Source organism: Bacillus sp. 22483, assembly GCF_052044605.1.
Taxonomy (GTDB): domain Bacteria; phylum Bacillota; class Bacilli; order Bacillales; family Bacillaceae; genus Bacillus; species Bacillus altitudinis.
The window spans coordinates 98,601-116,707 of sequence record NZ_JBQENU010000009.1; the positions used below are offsets into that span (position 1 = coordinate 98,601).

Annotated in this window: 20 protein-coding genes, 2 pseudogenes, 1 riboswitch and 1 other annotated feature; of the genes and pseudogenes, 8 read left to right on the forward strand and 14 right to left on the reverse strand. The window is 35.4% G+C overall.

Annotated elements, in window-relative coordinates:
• Positions 1–126: 126 nt before the first annotated feature.
• A riboswitch (purine riboswitch) is annotated at positions 127–228 on the reverse strand.
• A 126-nt stretch (positions 229–354) separates the two neighbouring features.
• Positions 355–1,233 (reverse strand): LysR family transcriptional regulator, encoded by an 879-nt coding sequence (locus ACTJJQ_RS14240; RefSeq protein ID WP_035391454.1) that lies wholly within the window; start codon positions 1,231–1,233, stop codon positions 355–357.
• A gap of 100 nt (positions 1,234–1,333) precedes the next feature.
• Between ACTJJQ_RS14240 and ACTJJQ_RS14245 the strand changes: the two genes are divergently transcribed.
• Positions 1,334–2,521: an MFS transporter gene (locus ACTJJQ_RS14245; protein ID WP_008344312.1), complete on the forward strand. Its 1,188-nt coding sequence runs from the start codon at positions 1,334–1,336 to the stop codon at positions 2,519–2,521.
• 18 nt (positions 2,522–2,539) lie between these two features.
• Here ACTJJQ_RS14245 and ACTJJQ_RS14250 read toward each other — a convergent pair whose 3' ends face one another.
• Positions 2,540–3,985, reverse strand: a complete 1,446-nt coding sequence (locus ACTJJQ_RS14250) for a DUF4179 domain-containing protein (RefSeq protein WP_439910725.1) — start codon at positions 3,983–3,985, stop codon at positions 2,540–2,542.
• Entirely contained in the window at positions 3,954–4,499 is a 546-nt protein-coding gene (locus ACTJJQ_RS14255) for a sigma-70 family RNA polymerase sigma factor (RefSeq protein ID WP_041093219.1), read from the reverse strand. Before ACTJJQ_RS14255 ends, ACTJJQ_RS14250 begins: the two co-directional genes overlap by 32 nt.
• 179 nt (positions 4,500–4,678) lie before the next feature.
• Between ACTJJQ_RS14255 and ACTJJQ_RS14260 the strand changes: the two genes are divergently transcribed.
• Positions 4,679–4,864, forward strand: coding sequence for a hypothetical protein (locus tag ACTJJQ_RS14260; RefSeq protein WP_046342846.1), 186 nt, complete (start codon positions 4,679–4,681; stop codon positions 4,862–4,864).
• Positions 4,865–4,868: 4 nt separating this feature from the next.
• A complete protein-coding gene (locus ACTJJQ_RS14265; RefSeq protein ID WP_046342844.1) occupies positions 4,869–5,435 on the forward strand; it encodes a GNAT family N-acetyltransferase in 567 nt (188 codons plus the stop codon).
• Positions 5,436–5,910: 475 nt separating this feature from the next.
• Here ACTJJQ_RS14265 and ACTJJQ_RS14270 read toward each other — a convergent pair whose 3' ends face one another.
• The 3 genes and pseudogenes from ACTJJQ_RS14270 to ACTJJQ_RS14280 all read right to left on the reverse strand — a co-directional run.
• Positions 5,911–7,155, reverse strand: coding sequence for a hypothetical protein (locus ACTJJQ_RS14270; RefSeq protein ID WP_046342841.1), 1,245 nt, complete (start codon positions 7,153–7,155; stop codon positions 5,911–5,913).
• A gap of 240 nt (positions 7,156–7,395) precedes the next feature.
• Positions 7,396–7,617 carry a hypothetical protein gene (locus tag ACTJJQ_RS14275; protein WP_046342839.1) on the reverse strand — a complete coding sequence of 74 codons (222 nt, stop codon included), beginning with the start codon at positions 7,615–7,617 and terminating at the stop codon, positions 7,396–7,398.
• 530 nt (positions 7,618–8,147) lie between these two features.
• A pseudogene (locus ACTJJQ_RS14280) lies at positions 8,148–8,510 on the reverse strand (GMP synthase (glutamine-hydrolyzing)); the annotation flags it as partial.
• A 104-nt stretch (positions 8,511–8,614) separates the two neighbouring features.
• Between ACTJJQ_RS14280 and ACTJJQ_RS14285 the strand changes: the two are divergent.
• The 5 genes from ACTJJQ_RS14285 (at position 8,615) to ACTJJQ_RS14305 (ending at position 13,293) form a co-directional block, all read left to right on the forward strand.
• Positions 8,615–8,878 (forward strand): helix-turn-helix domain-containing protein, encoded by a 264-nt coding sequence (locus ACTJJQ_RS14285; RefSeq protein WP_230680560.1) that lies wholly within the window; start codon positions 8,615–8,617, stop codon positions 8,876–8,878.
• Positions 8,879–8,974: 96 nt separating this feature from the next.
• On the forward strand, positions 8,975–9,502 hold the full coding sequence (locus tag ACTJJQ_RS14290; protein ID WP_230680561.1) for a hypothetical protein: 528 nt from the start codon (positions 8,975–8,977) through the stop codon (positions 9,500–9,502).
• Positions 9,503–9,727: 225 nt separating this feature from the next.
• Positions 9,728–9,992 (forward strand) — a binding site (T-box leader).
• 55 nt (positions 9,993–10,047) lie between these two features.
• Positions 10,048–11,709, forward strand: coding sequence for a 2-isopropylmalate synthase (locus ACTJJQ_RS14295; RefSeq protein ID WP_440600308.1), 1,662 nt, complete (start codon positions 10,048–10,050; stop codon positions 11,707–11,709).
• Positions 11,710–12,792 carry a helix-turn-helix domain-containing protein gene (locus ACTJJQ_RS14300; RefSeq protein ID WP_144626137.1) on the forward strand — a complete coding sequence of 361 codons (1,083 nt, stop codon included), beginning with the start codon at positions 11,710–11,712 and terminating at the stop codon, positions 12,790–12,792.
• A gap of 15 nt (positions 12,793–12,807) precedes the next feature.
• Complete coding sequence (locus ACTJJQ_RS14305; RefSeq protein ID WP_440600309.1) at positions 12,808–13,293, forward strand: YbaK/EbsC family protein; 486 nt, start codon at positions 12,808–12,810, stop codon at positions 13,291–13,293.
• Positions 13,294–13,520: 227 nt separating this feature from the next.
• Here the strand turns inward: ACTJJQ_RS14305 and ACTJJQ_RS14310 are convergent, their stop codons facing one another.
• The 8 genes and pseudogenes from ACTJJQ_RS14310 to ACTJJQ_RS14345 all read right to left on the reverse strand — a co-directional run bounded on the left by ACTJJQ_RS14310 (position 13,521) and on the right by ACTJJQ_RS14345 (position 17,927).
• Positions 13,521–13,976, reverse strand: a complete 456-nt coding sequence (locus ACTJJQ_RS14310) for a hypothetical protein (RefSeq protein WP_440600310.1) — start codon at positions 13,974–13,976, stop codon at positions 13,521–13,523.
• A 1-nt stretch (position 13,977) separates the two neighbouring features.
• Positions 13,978–14,622: a S1 family peptidase gene (locus tag ACTJJQ_RS14315; RefSeq protein ID WP_440600311.1), complete on the reverse strand. Its 645-nt coding sequence runs from the start codon at positions 14,620–14,622 to the stop codon at positions 13,978–13,980.
• Between the two features lie 313 nt (positions 14,623–14,935).
• On the reverse strand, positions 14,936–16,189 hold the full coding sequence (locus tag ACTJJQ_RS14320) for a tyrosine-type recombinase/integrase (protein ID WP_440600312.1): 1,254 nt from the start codon (positions 16,187–16,189) through the stop codon (positions 14,936–14,938).
• A complete protein-coding gene (locus ACTJJQ_RS14325) occupies positions 16,186–16,392 on the reverse strand; it encodes a DUF3173 domain-containing protein (RefSeq protein ID WP_328699489.1) in 207 nt (68 codons plus the stop codon). Before ACTJJQ_RS14325 ends, ACTJJQ_RS14320 begins: the two co-directional genes overlap by 4 nt.
• 20 nt (positions 16,393–16,412) lie before the next feature.
• Positions 16,413–16,880, reverse strand: coding sequence for a replication initiation factor domain-containing protein (locus ACTJJQ_RS14330; RefSeq protein WP_440600313.1), 468 nt, complete (start codon positions 16,878–16,880; stop codon positions 16,413–16,415).
• The gene (locus ACTJJQ_RS14335) at positions 16,877–17,185 is read right to left on the reverse strand and encodes a replication initiation factor domain-containing protein (protein ID WP_440600316.1); all 309 of its coding nucleotides are present in this window, start codon (positions 17,183–17,185) and stop codon (positions 16,877–16,879) included. Before ACTJJQ_RS14335 ends, ACTJJQ_RS14330 begins: the two co-directional genes overlap by 4 nt.
• An 18-nt stretch (positions 17,186–17,203) precedes the next feature.
• Positions 17,204–17,443 (reverse strand): annotated as a pseudogene (locus ACTJJQ_RS14340) (replication initiation factor domain-containing protein); the annotation flags it as partial.
• Entirely contained in the window at positions 17,421–17,927 is a 507-nt protein-coding gene (locus ACTJJQ_RS14345) for a peptidase (RefSeq protein WP_440600314.1), read from the reverse strand. The pseudogene ACTJJQ_RS14340 and the gene ACTJJQ_RS14345, both read right to left, overlap by 23 nt.
• Between the last annotated feature and the right edge of the window lie 180 nt (positions 17,928–18,107).

The following is an 18,107-nucleotide window of genomic DNA, read 5'->3' on the forward strand; positions in this document are numbered from 1 at the left end:
TGTCCTTTTGCTTTAGTCTGTCCCATTCACAAGTCAAATAAAAAACGCCCCAACAGTTTTTGGGACGCTTGACTACAATGTGAATTCAGACCGTGACATCAAACAAGAACAATGCATGATTTATATCAAACGAGTGTGAATTGACGTAGTCAAGCCATTTACGGTAGCTTGGTAGAAACTTGCGGGCCATATCCCCGCCATTATACGACTTCTATCTATTTGATTTCTGTGTCTATTGTACCAACTTCATTTTTAAAACACAATACGAAAAGCGAACATTTTTCAAAGAAATGTCCGCTTCATTCGTCTTATTACACGAATTTGGAAAATCACATCTAGTTCTTTATACACCCATCACTGAATTCTGGCAAAAACCGTTTCTGCTACATCGAAAAATGCCTTCACAGCAGGAGAAGCTTGCGTGAGCGATGGACAGGCAAGCGCCACCTCACGATGATGCGATACATTCAGATGACTGATCTGCACAAGTTGCTGCGTTTTTAGGAATAACTCAGGACCTATCGTCACACCAAGTCCTTCCCCAACCATGCGGGCAATGGTCGTACAATCATGCACTTCAAATAAAATAGACGGCTTGATTTGCGCCTCTGAAAAAATATCCTCTACATGGGATTGATACATGCCAGTTGGCATAATAAACGGTTCATCTGCTAATTCTTCCATGTCTACAATTGGCTGCTGATTAAAACGATGATTTTCGTGATAGGCGACCACCATTTTATCTTTCATAAGTGGCAATAGATGAAACGCTTCATCCGCTTTACCTTTTACAACAAACCCAACATCAATAATGCCAGAATCGAGCCACTCCAATATTTCTTCATATGTCCCCTCATAGAATTTAAATTCAATCTTTGGATGCTTTTTCTGATAGCTCACAAGTAGCTTTGGCAATAAACAAGCGGATGCACTGGCAAAAGTTCCAATCCGAATCAAGCCAGATTCAATATTTTTGGTGAGCGCAATTTCCTGCTGAATTTTCTCTACTCTATTTAGCACTTCTCTTATATGCGGAAGAAGGGTTTCACCGGTATCTGTCAGCGTGATGCCCTTTTTTCGGTCACGCACGAATAAAGACACGCCCCACTCCGTTTCTAAACTTGCCACCGCATGACTCACGGCAGACTGTGTCATATTTAATGCTTCAGCTGCAGCGGTAAAACTGCCTAGCTCAACCACTTTAGCCATCGTCTCGAATCGAACAAAGCTCATGAGTATTCACTCATCCCTTTCATGAAAAACATCAATTTTACTTATGTTAGCACGGAATTTAAAATGAATACAACGTTTCAACATAAAGGAAGGGTTCAAAATGAAAAGTACATCTTATCCATTGCTCATATTTCTTTTAGCCGTCGGTTCTTTCGTCACAGGCACTTCAGAATTCGTCGTATCAGGCATACTGGACATCATTTCTGACGATCTGCGCATCTCCATCCCGGTTGCGGGACAGCTCATCACCATCTATTCTCTTTTTTATGCGGTGGGTGCCCTCTTTTTAGTCATGGCCACATCGAAATTGAATCGAAAAAAGGTTCTTTTATCGGCGATTTCCATGTTTATAGCGGGGAATGTGCTCGCCTTTTTTAGCCATCACTTTATGCTGCTCATGCTCTCGCGGGTCATCATGGCCATGAGTGGCGGCTTATATATTGTGCTCGCAACAAATTATGCAGCGCAGCTCGCCCCGCCAGAAAAAAAGGGGAGTGCGATGGCAACGGTGATCACTGGATTTACAGTTTCACTAGTACTCGGTGTACCGATTGGAACATTTTTAGCAGGATATGTAGATTGGCATGCCATTTTTCTCATCATTGCAATAGGGACCGCTTGTCTCTTGTTTCTTCTGTATCGATTATTACCGCCTATGGCGGGACATTCCCATGTGCCATTTAAGCAGCAAATTCAAATTCTTCAAGACCGTAGGGTGTTAAGCGGCTTAGCCACGACAGTCTTTTGGATTTTAGGTTACACGATGGTATTTGCTTACATTTCGCCATTATTGCGACAGACATCCGGATTTACACTTGAACTGACAAGCATTGCCTTGCTTGTCTTAGGCATCTCTGCTTTTATTGGCTCACGCTTTGGTGGATACGCTGTCGATCAATGGGGACCAAACCGAACCATTTTAATCAGCATCACGGTTCAGATGCTCATGCTCTTTGCATTATCCTTTACACAATTTTCAGTAGTTGGCGTCTTCATCACGCTCGCCATTTGGGGCACCGCCACATGGACAACAACACCAGCCAAGCAATTTTATCTCATCTCCCTAAAACCTGAAACATCGGAAACCGTGCTGAGTTTTAATACAGCGATTATGAATATCGGCATGATGCTTGGCTCGTCAATGGGTGGTCTGATTATTCAATATTCAAATGTAACGAATTTAAGTTGGATTGGCGGGCTAGCCAGTTTTGTTGCGTTGATGTTGATTCGGTACTCGTTCAATCGCAATCGACTGGCACATCAACAGATAAAAAGCGAACATGTGTAATCATGTTCGCTCATTTATTTATCGATTAGCTTTTGATGTTTCTTTTTTGACTGGAATGGTTACCTTTATATCTTTTTGTGGTACCAACAGATTCAGATCTGACAAATTAAGATAAAGCCCATAATCCTTAAATGAAAAATGGTTTAATGATAGTTTGTCTAACTCCTTCACATCAAAATCAAAAGTGGATTGCATAGAAGCTGTCTTTAAATTGGTCACCTTCGCATTGTTCCCCTTCAAATAATATCCGTTTTCGTAATTTACTTCAGGATTGGACCATGATTGCATTTTTTTCACATCGCCTAATCCAATTGCTCCACCAACACTCTTCATATCAGCCTCATCTAATTTTTCCTGGTCTACTCCAGTAAATTGATAATCAACTGTTAAAGAACGCCCTTTTTGCTTTATTTTATTGATTTTAATCCCAATTCCATGGTGCTTTGTTCTGAACTGAACAGGCAGCTGATTCTGGAGTGAAATGATTTTGCTTTCTTCATGTTCATATATCCCATTAATATAAAATGTCAGTTCAGTAGTGTTTGAAGCAATTGGCTTATCCAAAATGGTCAAAGCATTTTGTCTAGTTTTTTCAGTTGAAAGTTGTTTTTCCTTTAATGTTGCTCCATTCATAAGCCTGTACTCATTTCCCAAATTATCTCTCATGCTATCTAGAGTGATATCATCATCTTTTGCGACACCATTGTAATCAATAGCATATTGAATCACAGAGGAATTCACTCCATTTTCCACCTTGATATCTTTCACTTGATAACGTCCATTTAGAATAGATACTTCTTTTTGTCCTGCTAATAAGGTGGTTTTTTGCTTAACCACAGGTAACTCAAAGCGCCAATTCCCTACAATATCTCCAATTTTCGAAATCACGAGTTGTGCTTTTTGACCTTGCTTAATCATTTGTCCATTTGTATAGAATTCTATTCGTCCAGCATATCGACCATCTTTTAGTTTTTTCAACTCTGGACCACTTGTATCTGGCTGGAAATTTTCATTGATCTGATCTGAATCAATGTTGATCGGTATAAAATCTTCATTTGTATGGAAATTCTCCACAGTAAACGTATAAACAAGCCGCCCGGCATCATAATACACACTGTTCACTTTCACAGTAACCCCTCTTGATTCAGCCCCCTCATTGACATGCTTCACCAACTCACTCTGAAAAAGAGACATTCCTACTTTATCGTGAAACATCATATATAACTGTCCAACCAATGGCACTCGAGCCATCGCTGTATTAAGAGAAGGAAAAAGGAAGCCTGATGAAAAATAAAGAACGATTACTACAATGGCAGAATATATTGGCGTTCTCCAATTCCATGTGAACCAACGTCTTTTCTTTTCCGCTTTCACATCTCCCATTGCTTGGCGAATCACAGAGGTCACTTCAACCTTTGGTACATCAATCTCTTCATAAAGCTTTTTCATTTCTTTTCGTTCCATCGACACTCTCCTCCTTCTCCAATGTTTGCTTTAATAACTTTCTTGCTCGATACAAATGAGTTTTGACAGTTCCTTCGGGCACACCCATCTGTTCAGAAATCATTGAAATCGAATAATCTTGAAAATAAAATAGCTGAATCACGAGCTGATATTGCTCATCTAACACATCTAGTGCATTTTTTAAATCCAGCTTGTCTTCCAAAAAATCATGCCGCTCAACGCTCTCATGATGCTGTTCAAACGGAACAACATCTTGCTGCTTTTTCTTCATTGCAAAAATTGTATGAATCAAAATCCGCGTCAGCCATGTAGAAAAATAAGCTGGCTCTTTTAAGCCGGATAAATGCTTAAACGCTTTAATGACCGTTTCTTGAACAGCATCTAACGAATCCTCTTTATTTCTTGTGTAGAGAAAAGCCGTTTTATATAAACGCTCTTGATACATCAGCATTAATGTCTCAAATGCCGGGACATTCCCTTTTTGTGCTTTTTTAATTAGACGCACTTGCTTCATCTCATCCACACCTCCTACACCTGTTAGAGCAAGGTTTCTCTCAAACGGTTTCAACAAACGAAAATTTCTTTTCCTTACCATATGTCGGACAAAAATAGAAAAAGTGAAGAAAGGGCCGCAAAGATTATGTTGCATATTTGATATAATGGAAGAAATATCTACAAAAAGGAGTATGCCGATTGTTTCTCTTTGAAGAACCCGTATGTGCTAGCTGTCAGAAGAAGATAGAAGGTAACGAAGAAGTGTACGTCAAGCTCGTCTATCCAAAGAGACGTGGAATGACAGAGGTGAAGGCTTGGCTGAGGAATGAAGGGATTTTTTATTGTAAGGCATGTACAGAACAAAAGACATCACAAGGGGGATAAATGCATGAACAAAATTACTTTTCCACAATCATTTCCAACGATACAGACCGAAAGACTAATCTTAAAACAAGCGACGATCGCAGATGCCGAGGATATGCACGTCTACTTATCCAATGAAACCGTGTGCCGCTATATGGGCATTGATGCACATGAAACCATCGAAGACACAAAAGGTGAAATCAAGTGGTATGACAATATCTTCAATGAACAAACAGGCATCCGGTGGGGCATTTCTTTAAAAGACAACCCCACCATCATCGGCAGCTGCGGTTTTCTCAATCTAGAAAAACAGCACCGCCGTACGGAAATTGGCTATGAATTACACCAAGATCATTGGCGAAAAGGCATCATGAAGGAAGCAATTACTGCGGTGTTGCGGTATGGATTTCAGGAGATGAACTTGAATCGGATTGAAGCGATCATTGATCCAGCAAATACGTCTTCTGTTCAATTATTGGAGAAGATACATTTTGTACAAGAGGGTTTATTAAGAGAGTATGAATTGGGTCAGAAGGGATTCGATGATGTGTATATGTATTCGATTTTGAAGAGAGATTACGAAACTAATTAGAAATCATTAAGTCTTGCACATTCATTTGATCATACTATATAAAGTCGTAACGAACCAGGAAAAACAAATACTTTTTTCATTCAAAATCACAACCCGCATTTGCGAGCTAAACCCATATATTGATAACTTGTCTAACAAATTGAACGTTTAGCACCCTTTCTCCCTCTGAAAGATTCGGAGAAGAAAGGTGTGCTAAAGTGCTATTACAACGAAATTTTATATATAAAAAGTGTTTCTTTCGATCAAAAAAAAGTAACAAATGTCTCAGCATGTAACCTATATAAGTAAATACGAGAAATAAAACATATATCAAAAAATACACGTTCATTTCAAATTAACAAATTATAAAATAGTCTTTGTCATCATTTCAAGTAGTGTGATTCAACAGCTTGGAAAAAACCCTAGAGTACAAGAATAAGGTCATAATTTAGAGATTTCGATAACTATTTTGTAACTTTAAATGATGTATTTTGAACTACTTCCTTAATTCACTAAATACTTTTTTATATGAGGAGAAAATAGAGTATATAATTAAATTTCTTTTCAACCAAGCTATAAACCGGGTTTTTATTGAAAGATCCGGAATATCTAATTTAACCTCGTTATCTTTTATTATTTTTGACGTTATATCGTTATTTAATAAAAGGTTCTCATAATCTTCTCCGCCAAAATACGAGCATTCAACTAAGTACTGATACTCCATTGGATATTCTTCTTTAATTAATTTTCTATAAATAGTTTTTGCTTTTAGTTTATTTTTCATTATTTTTCTATTAATTAATAAACCACCTATTATATAAGATATTGTAAAAGCAGTTATCCCTAAACTTATCATTGAAGTCAACTGACTCGAAAATTCTTTCAACAAAAAGTGATTAATCACATCTACTAAATCAGGATTATCTAAAATAATGTTTTTTAATGTATCCGAGAGATCCTTCTCATTTTTTACAGTTTCAATAGTTAATAAATATTTTTCAGATTTGATATAACTAGAAAAATAGAACAATAAAATTGGACTTAAAAGTGCTGCTAAAATTGTTGTAAATGAACTGATTAATACTGTCTTTCCATTTAATTTTCTTAAAACATGAACTGGAAAAGCATATGTTAACGTAGAATACAATATCATTGTATTAAGTAAGTAAGTCAAAAATCCAACGAAATCAGGTAAAAAATTAATTATTGGATGTAGAAAGAAAAAGTAGATGATAGAACTAATTATTGGTATCAAAACATAAGTAGCTGTTGTATATTTATAAACTAAACCAGCTATTATACCCCCATAGCCAATAAGAAGAACAAAACTGATGCTGATAATAATAATTAAATTCAAAATTTCTGATTTACCTAAAAAATGTTCAAAAATACTTCTAATTGCTAAGATGTTAACTAATAAAATAAAAAGTGTCCCCACCGCTGCATCACGGAATAAATTAAAGATATTCCGTCTTTTCTCTAAATCAATATCTTTATTATCATCTGTAATATAATAATATTTTAATTGTTTTAGCTTTTTCAGTTCAACAAAGAGAGTATTAATGTTACTAGTAATGGTTTTTCTATTAACCCAAATTAGCCACAAACTAATTAATACTACATAAATACTTGCAAATAAATACAATTTTTTAGACAATAAAAAAAGTAGTATACACATATAAATAACAAGAAATAATGTATTGATTGAATTTTCAGTTCTACTTTCCCTTTTCTCTCTCATATAAATTCCTCCTACTAATATTAATTAAAATATAAAACAAAAGTTACTTCTACATTTATTTTGTCGATTACTCTTTTTTAATTTCAAGAAAGAATTTCATTATTGGTTAAAGGATAAAGTAAATACGCAGGCTGCATACTTGTAGTATCATACCCCAGGTTAATATGCTTTACTTCATTCCACGATACGATTTGAGATCTTTTCAAACATGTCCAAAAGGATTCTCGCCTATTGAATTCCTCATACCGAATCTTGAGGCAATGTTATTTTAAAAGCATCTTTAATAATATCAATACAGGCGTGAGCATCGCCTAAAAGACTAGATGAAACAGGTAAAGGTCTAGCTCCTATACCAAATTTAGATTCACCATTAAATAGTTTTTGAACAGTAATTATAAGGAAAGCTTTAGCATTAATAAATTCATCTGGTAATACTGAAGAATTCATGGTTACATATTTCAAAGCTAGCAGCCTGCTCACAAGCTTGATTTACTAATTGGTGGTCGTTGCATAAATATAATGCTGGTCCTTTATCTTCATTAAGTTTAGACTATAGCATTAAAATGCCCATATTGGTTTTACCTTGACCAGTATGTAATTTCATTACATCGTCTTTTTTATTTTTAAAACCTTTATACCATTTGTCAAAGAGTTGAATTTGTACAGGTCTTAACGGGCCCTTTTCAGAAGACCGATCTAACGTATCAATATTTCGATTGAATTAACTTTTCTTTCTACAGATTTTGTTAAAAAAGTCTATTTTAAAATTCAACCAGATTTTTACACATCAAATTATTTTTTGATACGTATTATAATTAATAGATTATAGATAATCATATAATATACCCTATATGAAATATATTCCACCATATAAATAATCTTTCAAATTTTATAGATTACCTCAAAAGTATCACTAGTGATATCTAAACAAAAAATCTTGGAGTAAACTTAATATTAATAGAATCTCCAAGATTTTTATATTTAATATTTAATTATTCCCACTCAATCGTAGCAGGCGGCTTACTCTTAATATCATACACCACACAGTGAACATTCTTCACTTCATTCACACGCGTTGAGATCTTTTAAAAAAACATCCCAAGGGATTCTTGCCCAGTCACTCGTTATCCCATTAATCGAAGTAACAGTAAGGATGCCGATTGTGTAGTAATATGTTCTTGCGTCACCCATAACACCTACGCTACGGATGTCTGGTAGAACCGAGAAGTACTGACCGATGTCGCGCTCAAGACCGAAGTGGAAGTTTCTTTGCGTAGAATCGCATCAGACTCCCGGATGATTTCTAATTTTTCTTCTGAAATTTCACTCATTATACAGCTACCTAGTCCTGAACCTGAAACAAGAATACCCATTCTACTATCGAAACATAGCACAAAAAGTCAAGTTTCTAAAAGATGATTTCCTCTATACTAAACTCGTAAGGCAAGGAGGTGCTCGGTTGTCCTATCAAGAACATGAGAAAACGATTCAAGAAATATCAAATTATATTGAACAGCATCTGAAAGATGATTTACCGCTTCAAACTCTAGCGAAACACGCTGGTTATTCTAGGTTTCACTTTCACCGTATGTTCAAAAAAGTGATGAAGAAGTCAGTTGTTGATTATATACGGGAACGTCGAATGACCCAAGCGGCGAAGGATTTAATTCATACGGATCAACGGGCGATTGACATTGCATTGCAGTATCGATTTAGTTCATAGGAATCCTTCACTAGAGTCTTTAAGAAGATATATGATATGTCACCCGCACGTTATCGGAGATTACTAAGGAATGTCATTGATAAGGAGGAAATGAATATGGCTGCAAATAAGCACACACCTACTGGCTGGATTATGACGGGAGAAACACCATCTGATTATGAAACAGGTTTGGATGACAGAATTGTACACAGTGGTACTACCTCAGCTTACCTGAAATCAAAGGATGAAAAAGCACGCGGATTCGCGACCTTAATGCAGCAAATTAAGTCTGATCGTTACCGAGGAGAACGTCTTCAATTTTCCGCTTTTGTCAAAAGCGAAGATGTGAAAGGTTCAGCTGGTTTATGGATGAGTATTGACCATTCTTCAGGTGAAGTTCTTGCGTTTGACAATATGATGAACCGTCCAATTACAGGAACAAACGGCTGGAATCATTTTAGTGTAGTATTGGATGTTCCAGTCAAAAGTGAAGTCATTGCGTTTGGCATATTACTACAAGGCTCAGGTCACATTTGGATGGACAAACTTAGTTTTAAAATTGTAGATGAAAGTGTGCCAGTGACAGAACAAAATACTGTGGATCATTTAGAGGATGAACCAGTGAATTTAAATTTTGAAGGCTAGCAGACTAAATTTAAGAGGAGGTTAATTGCCATGAAAAAAATTGGTGCGATTTTATTGTTCGCTATGAATTCACTCACCTTTATTTGGGGCCTTGGATTTTTATTTGGTGAAGAGGATTAAAAATGAAGATAGACACCCACAGGACAAAAAAAATCAATTAAAAAAGATATCCCTACCACTATCACTTTTTTGTCATCTTGGTATAATAGAAAAAATCAGAAAAATGAGAATGCGATGATAAGGAATAGTACTTGCCGAAATGTTTTCAGAAAGTTGCTGGTTGATGAGAAGCAATAACAAAAAGGCAGGGAACTCACCTTAGAGTAGCCTTAGTGAAATGAAAATGATTGATGTAGTTAAGGTCGGCACCCCGCCGTTATACGGGAAGGATATAAGATCAAACAATCTGTATCCGAATAAGGGCATGATAATGTAAAGTTATCATGAAACAGGGGTGGTACCGCGTAAGAAGAAGTCTTTCGTCTCCAATGAAAATATTGGAGATGAAGGACTTTTTTTATTCTATTTACTAGGAGGAATCGATGATGTTTAACCACAAAAAATACGAAAAGAAATACTTTTTGCCACCGAACCTTACTTATGATTGGGTGAAAAAAGAAACATTAGAACGTGCTCCGATATGGTGCAGTGTGGACTTACGGGATGGAAATCAAGCATTACCTATTCCTATGAACTTAGAAGAGAAATTGGACATGTTTCAGCTACTAGTAGAGATCGGTTTTAAAGAAATTGAAATCGCATTTCCAGCTGCTAATGATACGGAGTTTAAGCTATTACGGACACTGATTGATCGTCATATGATTCCAGACGATGTCACGATTATGGTGATCACACAAGCAAGAGAGCATATTATCCGCCGAACCTTCGAAGCCATTAAGGGGGTACCGAAAGCGATTGTTCATTTATATAATTCGACTTCAGAAGCGCAGCGCAGACAAGTATTTAAGAAAACAAAAGATGAAATAAAACAAATTGCCATTGATGGAGCTATTTTAGTAAAAGAATTGGCCGAAAAAACAGAAAGTGATATTTATTTTCAATATAGTCCTGAAAGCTTTCCAGGAACAGAAGTGGATTACGCGTTAGATATTTGTAATAGTGTTTTAGATATTTGGAAACCGGCACCACATCATAAAGCAATCATCAATATTCCAACAACAGTTGAATATTCAATGCCTCATATCTTTGCAAGTCAGATTGAGTATATACACAAAAATCTGTCTTACCGAGACAGTGTGACATTATCTGTTCATCCACATAATGATCGTGGCTCTGGGGTGAGTGATGCAGAATTTGGTGTGCTAGCTGGCGCAGAAAGAGTCGAAGGGACATTATTTGGTATCGGTGAACGTACAGGGAACGTAGACTTGATTACCTTGGCGATGAATATGTACTCACAAGGTTATGATCCACAATTGAATTTCAATAACCTAGAAGCGATTCGTAAAAAATATGAAAAACTAACAAAAATCACTGTTCATGAGAGACAGCCATATTCTGGTGAGATGGTTTTCACCGCATTCTCTGGGTCACATCAAGATGCGATATCTAAAGGTATGAAATATAGAAAGGAACATCATGTTGATAAATGGGACGTTCCGTATATCCCAGTTGATCCAGTTGACTTGGGGAGGAATTATCAAACGGATGTAATTCGAATCAATAGCCAGTCTGGAAAAGGCGGCATAGGCTATATCCTAGAAACAAATTATGGCATTCAACTTCCTTATCAAATGAATGAAGCCATGGGATATGCAGCGAAGAAAGTATCTGATCAGACAAATAGGGAATTGTCTGTCGAAGAAATATATCATGTTTTTAAAGAGCAGTATGTTGATTTTCACCCTCATTTCCAGCTGCTTGATTATCAATTTCATAAAGGAGAGAAGCAAGAAGTCACCTTAACTTTGCTGAGAGATCATCAACAAATAGACATACAAGGAACTGGCACTGGAAGTTTAGATGCCATCAGTAATGCGTTAAAAGCACATTTTCATCTCGAGTATGATTTGGAAGTCTATGAACAGAATTCTTTGGGCAACGATTCTCAAGCAAAAGCCTGTGCACAGATTGGTATTTCAAATCAAGGAAAAATGCATTGGGGTGCTGGAATCGATAAAGATATTATAGAAGCAACAGTGAAGGCCCTGGTGATTGCAGTAAATAAACTAGAGGTTTGGATGTAGATGGAAACAGATACACTTGAAAAACATGAAGCGATGCAATATTTAAGAGAATATAACGAACAAGAAATCTTTTATCAACAATACCAACAGAAAAAGCATGACAATCAATCATTGCAATTATTTTTGAAGGATTATGATCAAAACAATTTCATGCAAAAGCAAATATATATAGAAGAATTTTTGCTAAAAGGGCAGAACGAATTTGAAAAAGAGGATACCATGTGGTTAGGTCAGGAGAAAGATATCGAAGTGAGAAAGTATAGCCGTTTTATGCCTCAATTGTCGGCTATCCATGATTTCTTTGAGATGATCTATGTTCTGGAAAATGAGATGTATGTAGAAGTGGAAGATAAAAAAATCGCTTTAAAATCAGGAGATATTGCCTTTATTCCACCTGACACAATACACAAGCCAATTGTAATGGAGAATACAATCGCAATCCAAATCATGATCCGTAAAAGTACTTTTCAAAAAGTGTTTTTTAAAATGTTAAAAGGCAATCATGTCATTTCAGAGTTCTTTTTGAATGCATTGTATATAAAAGAAAATAAACATATTCTTATTTTCCATAGTCACTTGGATAAAAATTTGCTAGACTGCTCTCTTCAACTTTTCACAGAAAATCACAATCGATTTCCTGGTTACCAGTTGATTATGAATAATTTGTTTGAAATATTATTATGTCTCTTATTAAGATTCAAACCAAGTCATATGAACGTCATTCAGGTCAAACCATATAGTGATATACGTATGATTCAAATGCTTCAATATATTCAGCAATGTTGTGAGCATATAACAATTCAGGAGATGGCAGAGGAATTTAACCTTTCACAATCTTACCTGTCTAAATATATAACTCGTACCCTCGGCAAATCATTTAGTGAGATTCGACAAGAAATAAGATTGGAAAAAGCCTGCGAAATGCTAACCGGTAGTAATTTACAAGTGGATCATATTTCGGGAGCCGTTGGTTATCAAAATGTAGAGCATTTCATTCGTTTATTTAAGAAAAAGTATCACCTAACACCACATCAATATCGTTTAAAAAATAAAGTCGAGCAAACTTCAAATCAATACGAATAAAAAGGAGAAATCATCATGTCAATCAAGCAAGTAAAAGATTATTTTAAACAATATGAAATGGATACTCGAATTCAGGAATTTTCAGTATCTAGTGCAACCGTAGACTTGGCTGCTTCTGCTTTGGGCTGCGAACCTGAAAGAATCGCAAAAACACTCTCCTTTCTAGTAAATGGACAAGCTATTTTAGTTGTGACCTCTGGCGATGCAAAGGTTGATAACAAAAAATTCAAGGAATATTTTAAAACAAAAGCGAAAATGCTGCCTCCTCATGAGGTCGTTGACTTGGTCGGTCATGACATTGGCGGAGTATGTCCTTTTGCTATAAAGAATGGCGTTTCTGTTTATTTAGATATGTCACTCAAACGTTTTGAGACAGTCTATCCAGCCTGCGGGAGCAGTAACAGTGCTATTGAACTCACAATCAAACAATTAGAAAAACACTCCGGTTATACACAATGGATTGATGTGTGTAAAGGATGGAATGATGAATTCACACATTAAAACGAAAGGAAAGAATTAAACATAAAAAAGAGCAAGAAACCCTTGATACACAAAGGTTTCTCGCTCTTTTATAACTATTCCCACTCGATCGTACACTATATTAGCTCACCCTTAGAGCTGGGAACACTTCCAAAGAAATGCGGTTGTTTTGGTGGTATATTTTGGGGGTATACGATCTCCAAACACTCAGCAAGTTAAATCGCCACTTGCAATAATTTTTGTTTTTATTAAGAAATGCCAACCTCTTCTTCTTCTGTTTTTAGATTACACCATGCGTTAATGCCTATTTTGAATGCAGTATCTAAAATCAAAACGATTGCAGGTATTATTAATGTTGGTGTTGTTCCGATTATCGGAGCGATAATTGCTGTTAAAGATGTAATACCTACGAGACTACTGCTTTTAAATTTATTTATTACTTGTTTCCTTTCTTCAATATATTTTTCTTCATTACAAATAAAATCTTGAAGTTCTTTTTTTAATTTATCCAAGAATGTATTTTTTTTATTTTCAGCACCAAATGGAAAAGTATTAGAAGGTCCATTGGCAGCCAACCAAATTTCTGCTACTTCTTCATTCGATTTTCCTTGTCGTAATAAAATTTCTATAGTGTCTCGTTGGTATTTTGGCAACACATCAAATATATCATTCGAATTTTCTAAAGATTGAAAAAGGTTGACCATTCTATATCATCTCCATTATATACTCTGAAGAAATTACATGAGTAGTTTGATGCAATGTATGTGGATCTATTCCACCTAATGAGATTCCTCCTTCTCCCGGAACATAAGAACCCATCAGCATTCCTATAACGTATTGAAATGATGAATCGAATATCGGACCTCCAGATTGCCCTGGACGTGCTTGAGTATTTAAAACAATATGTTTAGATTTTATACCGTATGAATCAATAAGTATTTTTGCACCAATTTGAGTATTTTGTTGAGTTAGTACAAATCGTCCATAATTAGCATGTGGATACCCAAAAACAACTACTGAAGTTCCCGGCTGAACATTATCAGTTCCAATTAGTCTATATGGTGGAGTAACAGAAGCTTGAATTTTCAAAATGCAAATATCCTTAATTGGATCTATTGCAAATATTTCAGCAGTCATTATGTTAACTTGTTTATCAGAGGTATCTTGATAATCTGATAAATTATATTTAGGCATGATTATATGTAAATTAGATTCATCCCCATTTGTAACATGTTTAGTAGTAGCAATGAGCCCCTCTCCTACAACAAAACCTGTGCCTAATAACTGAACTCCATTTGTATTATTTCTTGCGATAGTAACTATGAAACCACTCAAATCACTATGTACCATTCTTATCCCCCCTATGATATATTCAATTATAGCAAAAATATTTAATTAAAATTTAAATCGTTAATATTTTTGGTATTGGTTCTTTAAATCGTTCTTATTTAATACCATTCATTGAATCTAATATACCAAGCATCTTAATTCAGTTTACCTTGTCCTTATCAAACACTTAAAATTTCGATATATCCTTTACACAGAGCACCCACAGGTATATTATTCCCAATCAGGATCCCATACCTTTACTGACTTTATAGGGAATTATTTCTTTGCTGTCCTGCACAATTAAATTAATCTCCTCATCCTAATTTTTTCTTTGCTATATTAATCTACTTTTATTTATAGCCTGATTTCCTTTAAATTTGACTTTTGTTTGTTCAGCAGTTTTAATTTCTATGTTTCCAGTCATTGCTTCAGCAATCGAAGTATCAGCTCCCATCCACATATGGGAATAATGTTTTAATGTAATCTCTGGACTTGAATGCCCCATACGTTGAGATAAAACAAGCACCGATACATTAAATTCGTTGATGAGATATGAAGCATGAGAATGACGTAATCCCTTAGCTTCTATCTTTTTCACATTGGCCATCTTTGAATAACGAGCAATGACTCTTCCAATTGTTGACTTAGTCATAGGTAAGCCATCATAACTAAAAACAAATTCATCTCCTTTTCCTAAACCTATCTTTTTCTGTCTTTTTTTCCATTCTGTCAATATTTTCACAGTATCATCATCAAGGGCAATCATTCTCCTTCCACCTTCTGTTTTTGTATATTGATTACGTTTCCAATCTTTTTTAGATTTCATAACAAGCATATGATGGATTCGTGCACCCTTCTTATTTAAATCAATATCATTCCAATGTAAAGCTGTACCTTCGTTCACACGAATTCCTGTCATATAATAAACCCATAACATAACGAAATTTAAGTGCTTATAAAAATCATCTATATAAATTTGTTTTATAACTCTTTTAAATTCTAGCTTTGTCCAATATGCAACAATTGCTTTTCCTTTTGAAATTGCCTTTACTTTTTTCGATATATTGTATTCTAAATATTGCATTTCAACAGCTTTATCTAAACTTTTACGGAACGTTCCAAATACTAGACTTGCATACGATTGTGAATACCCAGCACCACCATTTTCTTTACTTGTTAATAACCATGTGCGAAAATGCTGTACGTCTTCAACTGAAATTGAACGAAGAGGGATAGAAGCAAATCTATCCCTAATCTTCTCCAATATCCTTTTTCGAACGGAGAATGTACTTTCCTCAACATTTGTTTGATAATAAGGTATGTACACACTATTCATAAATTGTTCGTAAGTCATTTTATAGTTAGAATAACTGTTAACCTTATGGTATTCTCTTTTTAATCTAGTTAACACTTTGTTTCCTTCAAATGCAGAAGCAAAAGGCTTGCCATTAACATCTTTTCTTCCTTTTTTTCGTATTCGTTTTCCCGTAATTCGATCAATACCAAATTCTGATTGAAAAAAGAAATTTCCTTTATCATCAACATATACACCAGGATATTTCGTTGTTTGTTGCGTTTTATTTTTCATTGGGAGTTACTCATTTCTGCCAAAAGAGAAACTCCTAAAATTGATTCAACCACATCCCTCGGCACTCTCCCCAGCCTTTTGTTGTTATAATACGGACAACCTTTTTGTACCATGATTGCTTTTGCTTGCCTAATTAGCGAAATGGCTTGATATTTCTTATAGCCTAGTTCAATTAAATCATCTTTACATATTGTTGTACCCATCTCACCCATCCCTTTCCACACTAATATTCCTCTTCACTTACAAGTTCTAAAACACGTTGCTCAATTAATGATTGATCAGACTCAGTGATTTTTTCTTTTCCTACATGTACTAACTCTTTCAAATATAACTCAGCATATTTTTCACCATATGCTCGCCTAAATGACTCATAGATCATACTTATTGACTTTACAGTTGAATGTTCAACCCATTTTTTCTTTTTCTTTAAAGTCAATTTTTCACGTTGAACCTTTAAAGGTATTTCCTCAATACCTTCTATAAACTTCCTCCACCATTTCATTGTTGGCAGCCTATTTTTGTTATGTAACTCACTAACATTCTTAGGTTGTCTTTTAAAACAATAATGTGCTGATAGAACACCTTTAACTATAGCGTTCAATGGTTTCCCATTTGAGATTTGAAGAGCAACTAACATTGCTTTGTTTCCTGTTAACTCCAGTTCCCATCTAACCCATTTTCCAACGTTCACAACTTCATCTGCATTATCTCTCTTTCTTGTTTCTTATCATAAATTCGTAAAATTTGAGGAGATGATCCTATGTACAACGTAAATCCTGTTAGTTTTCCGTCAAGAATCCTTCCACTATTTATTTCAACATATTTATGGCTTTTCGTACTCAACTGCCCTCGTTTCACATAATCCTGTAGCGTTTTTACAGATGGAGAAGCATTATCGAATATATCTAATGCCAAATCTATCCTTGATACCTTCCCTTGTATTCCTAAAATAAATGATACAAATTTGTACCAATGCCATCCATCAATTCTTGACATGTATTCCTCATACTGTCGACAAGCTTGTCCTGACATATCTACAAGAATGCTTCCATGATTTCCCGAAGAATGGAGTTTTATATTCGCAAAGCTAATGCATCTATCGTATGTTGGATAAGGTGACCCCTTAATCTCTGAAGAAAATTCAGAGATAGGGATTCCTAAAATTTCATTAGCAACGATTGAAAATTCACTATTCGGAATTGAACAACGAAAGTAATCAATGAGACACTGATTACTTCGATTTAGACGACTCATGTGCTTCACCAATGATATAACTCTCAGCTTCAACTTTAAGCTCTGAATACTGCCATGTATCAATCATTGGTTTCCCTTGCCCAACAAATGCTTTCTTTTGAACCTTTTTAGGCTTTACTTTTAGTCCCGAAAAGGAAATTGGAATGAACTCACCATCTTCATAATCATCTAAAATAGGTAGGCTATCCTGTTTTTCAACTATTACAGTAATAGGGGAGCCAATTTCAGTACCGCCATTTTGTAAGACGAGTTCGATAAATGGACGATCATATACTTTAAATGTGACAGAATACTTTCCAGTTTCAACTAACTCTCCATTTAGATTTTTTTCTTTCTCAATTCGAGTAGTAAAGCCGTCTTTCTGAATCAGCATGGCTGTAGGAATCTTAAATTGTTTAATATCAAAGTGGAAATCAGCCAAATCCACATTTTCCGAGTCATTTAACGAATGTAATTTAGACGATTTTAATATTAGTTTTCCCATTTTTACAGACACCTCTTTATCATTTTTTAAATCCCCAACTCTCGGGATTTCACACAGCCCTCTAACCCATGAGCACCAAGGGTTTCGAGCATTTTCGTTGAGGGAGATTCACCAGTGTTACCAGTGTTACCCAACTGGTGCGACCCTATTTTTCGATTCATGTTGAGCAAAAATCGCTCA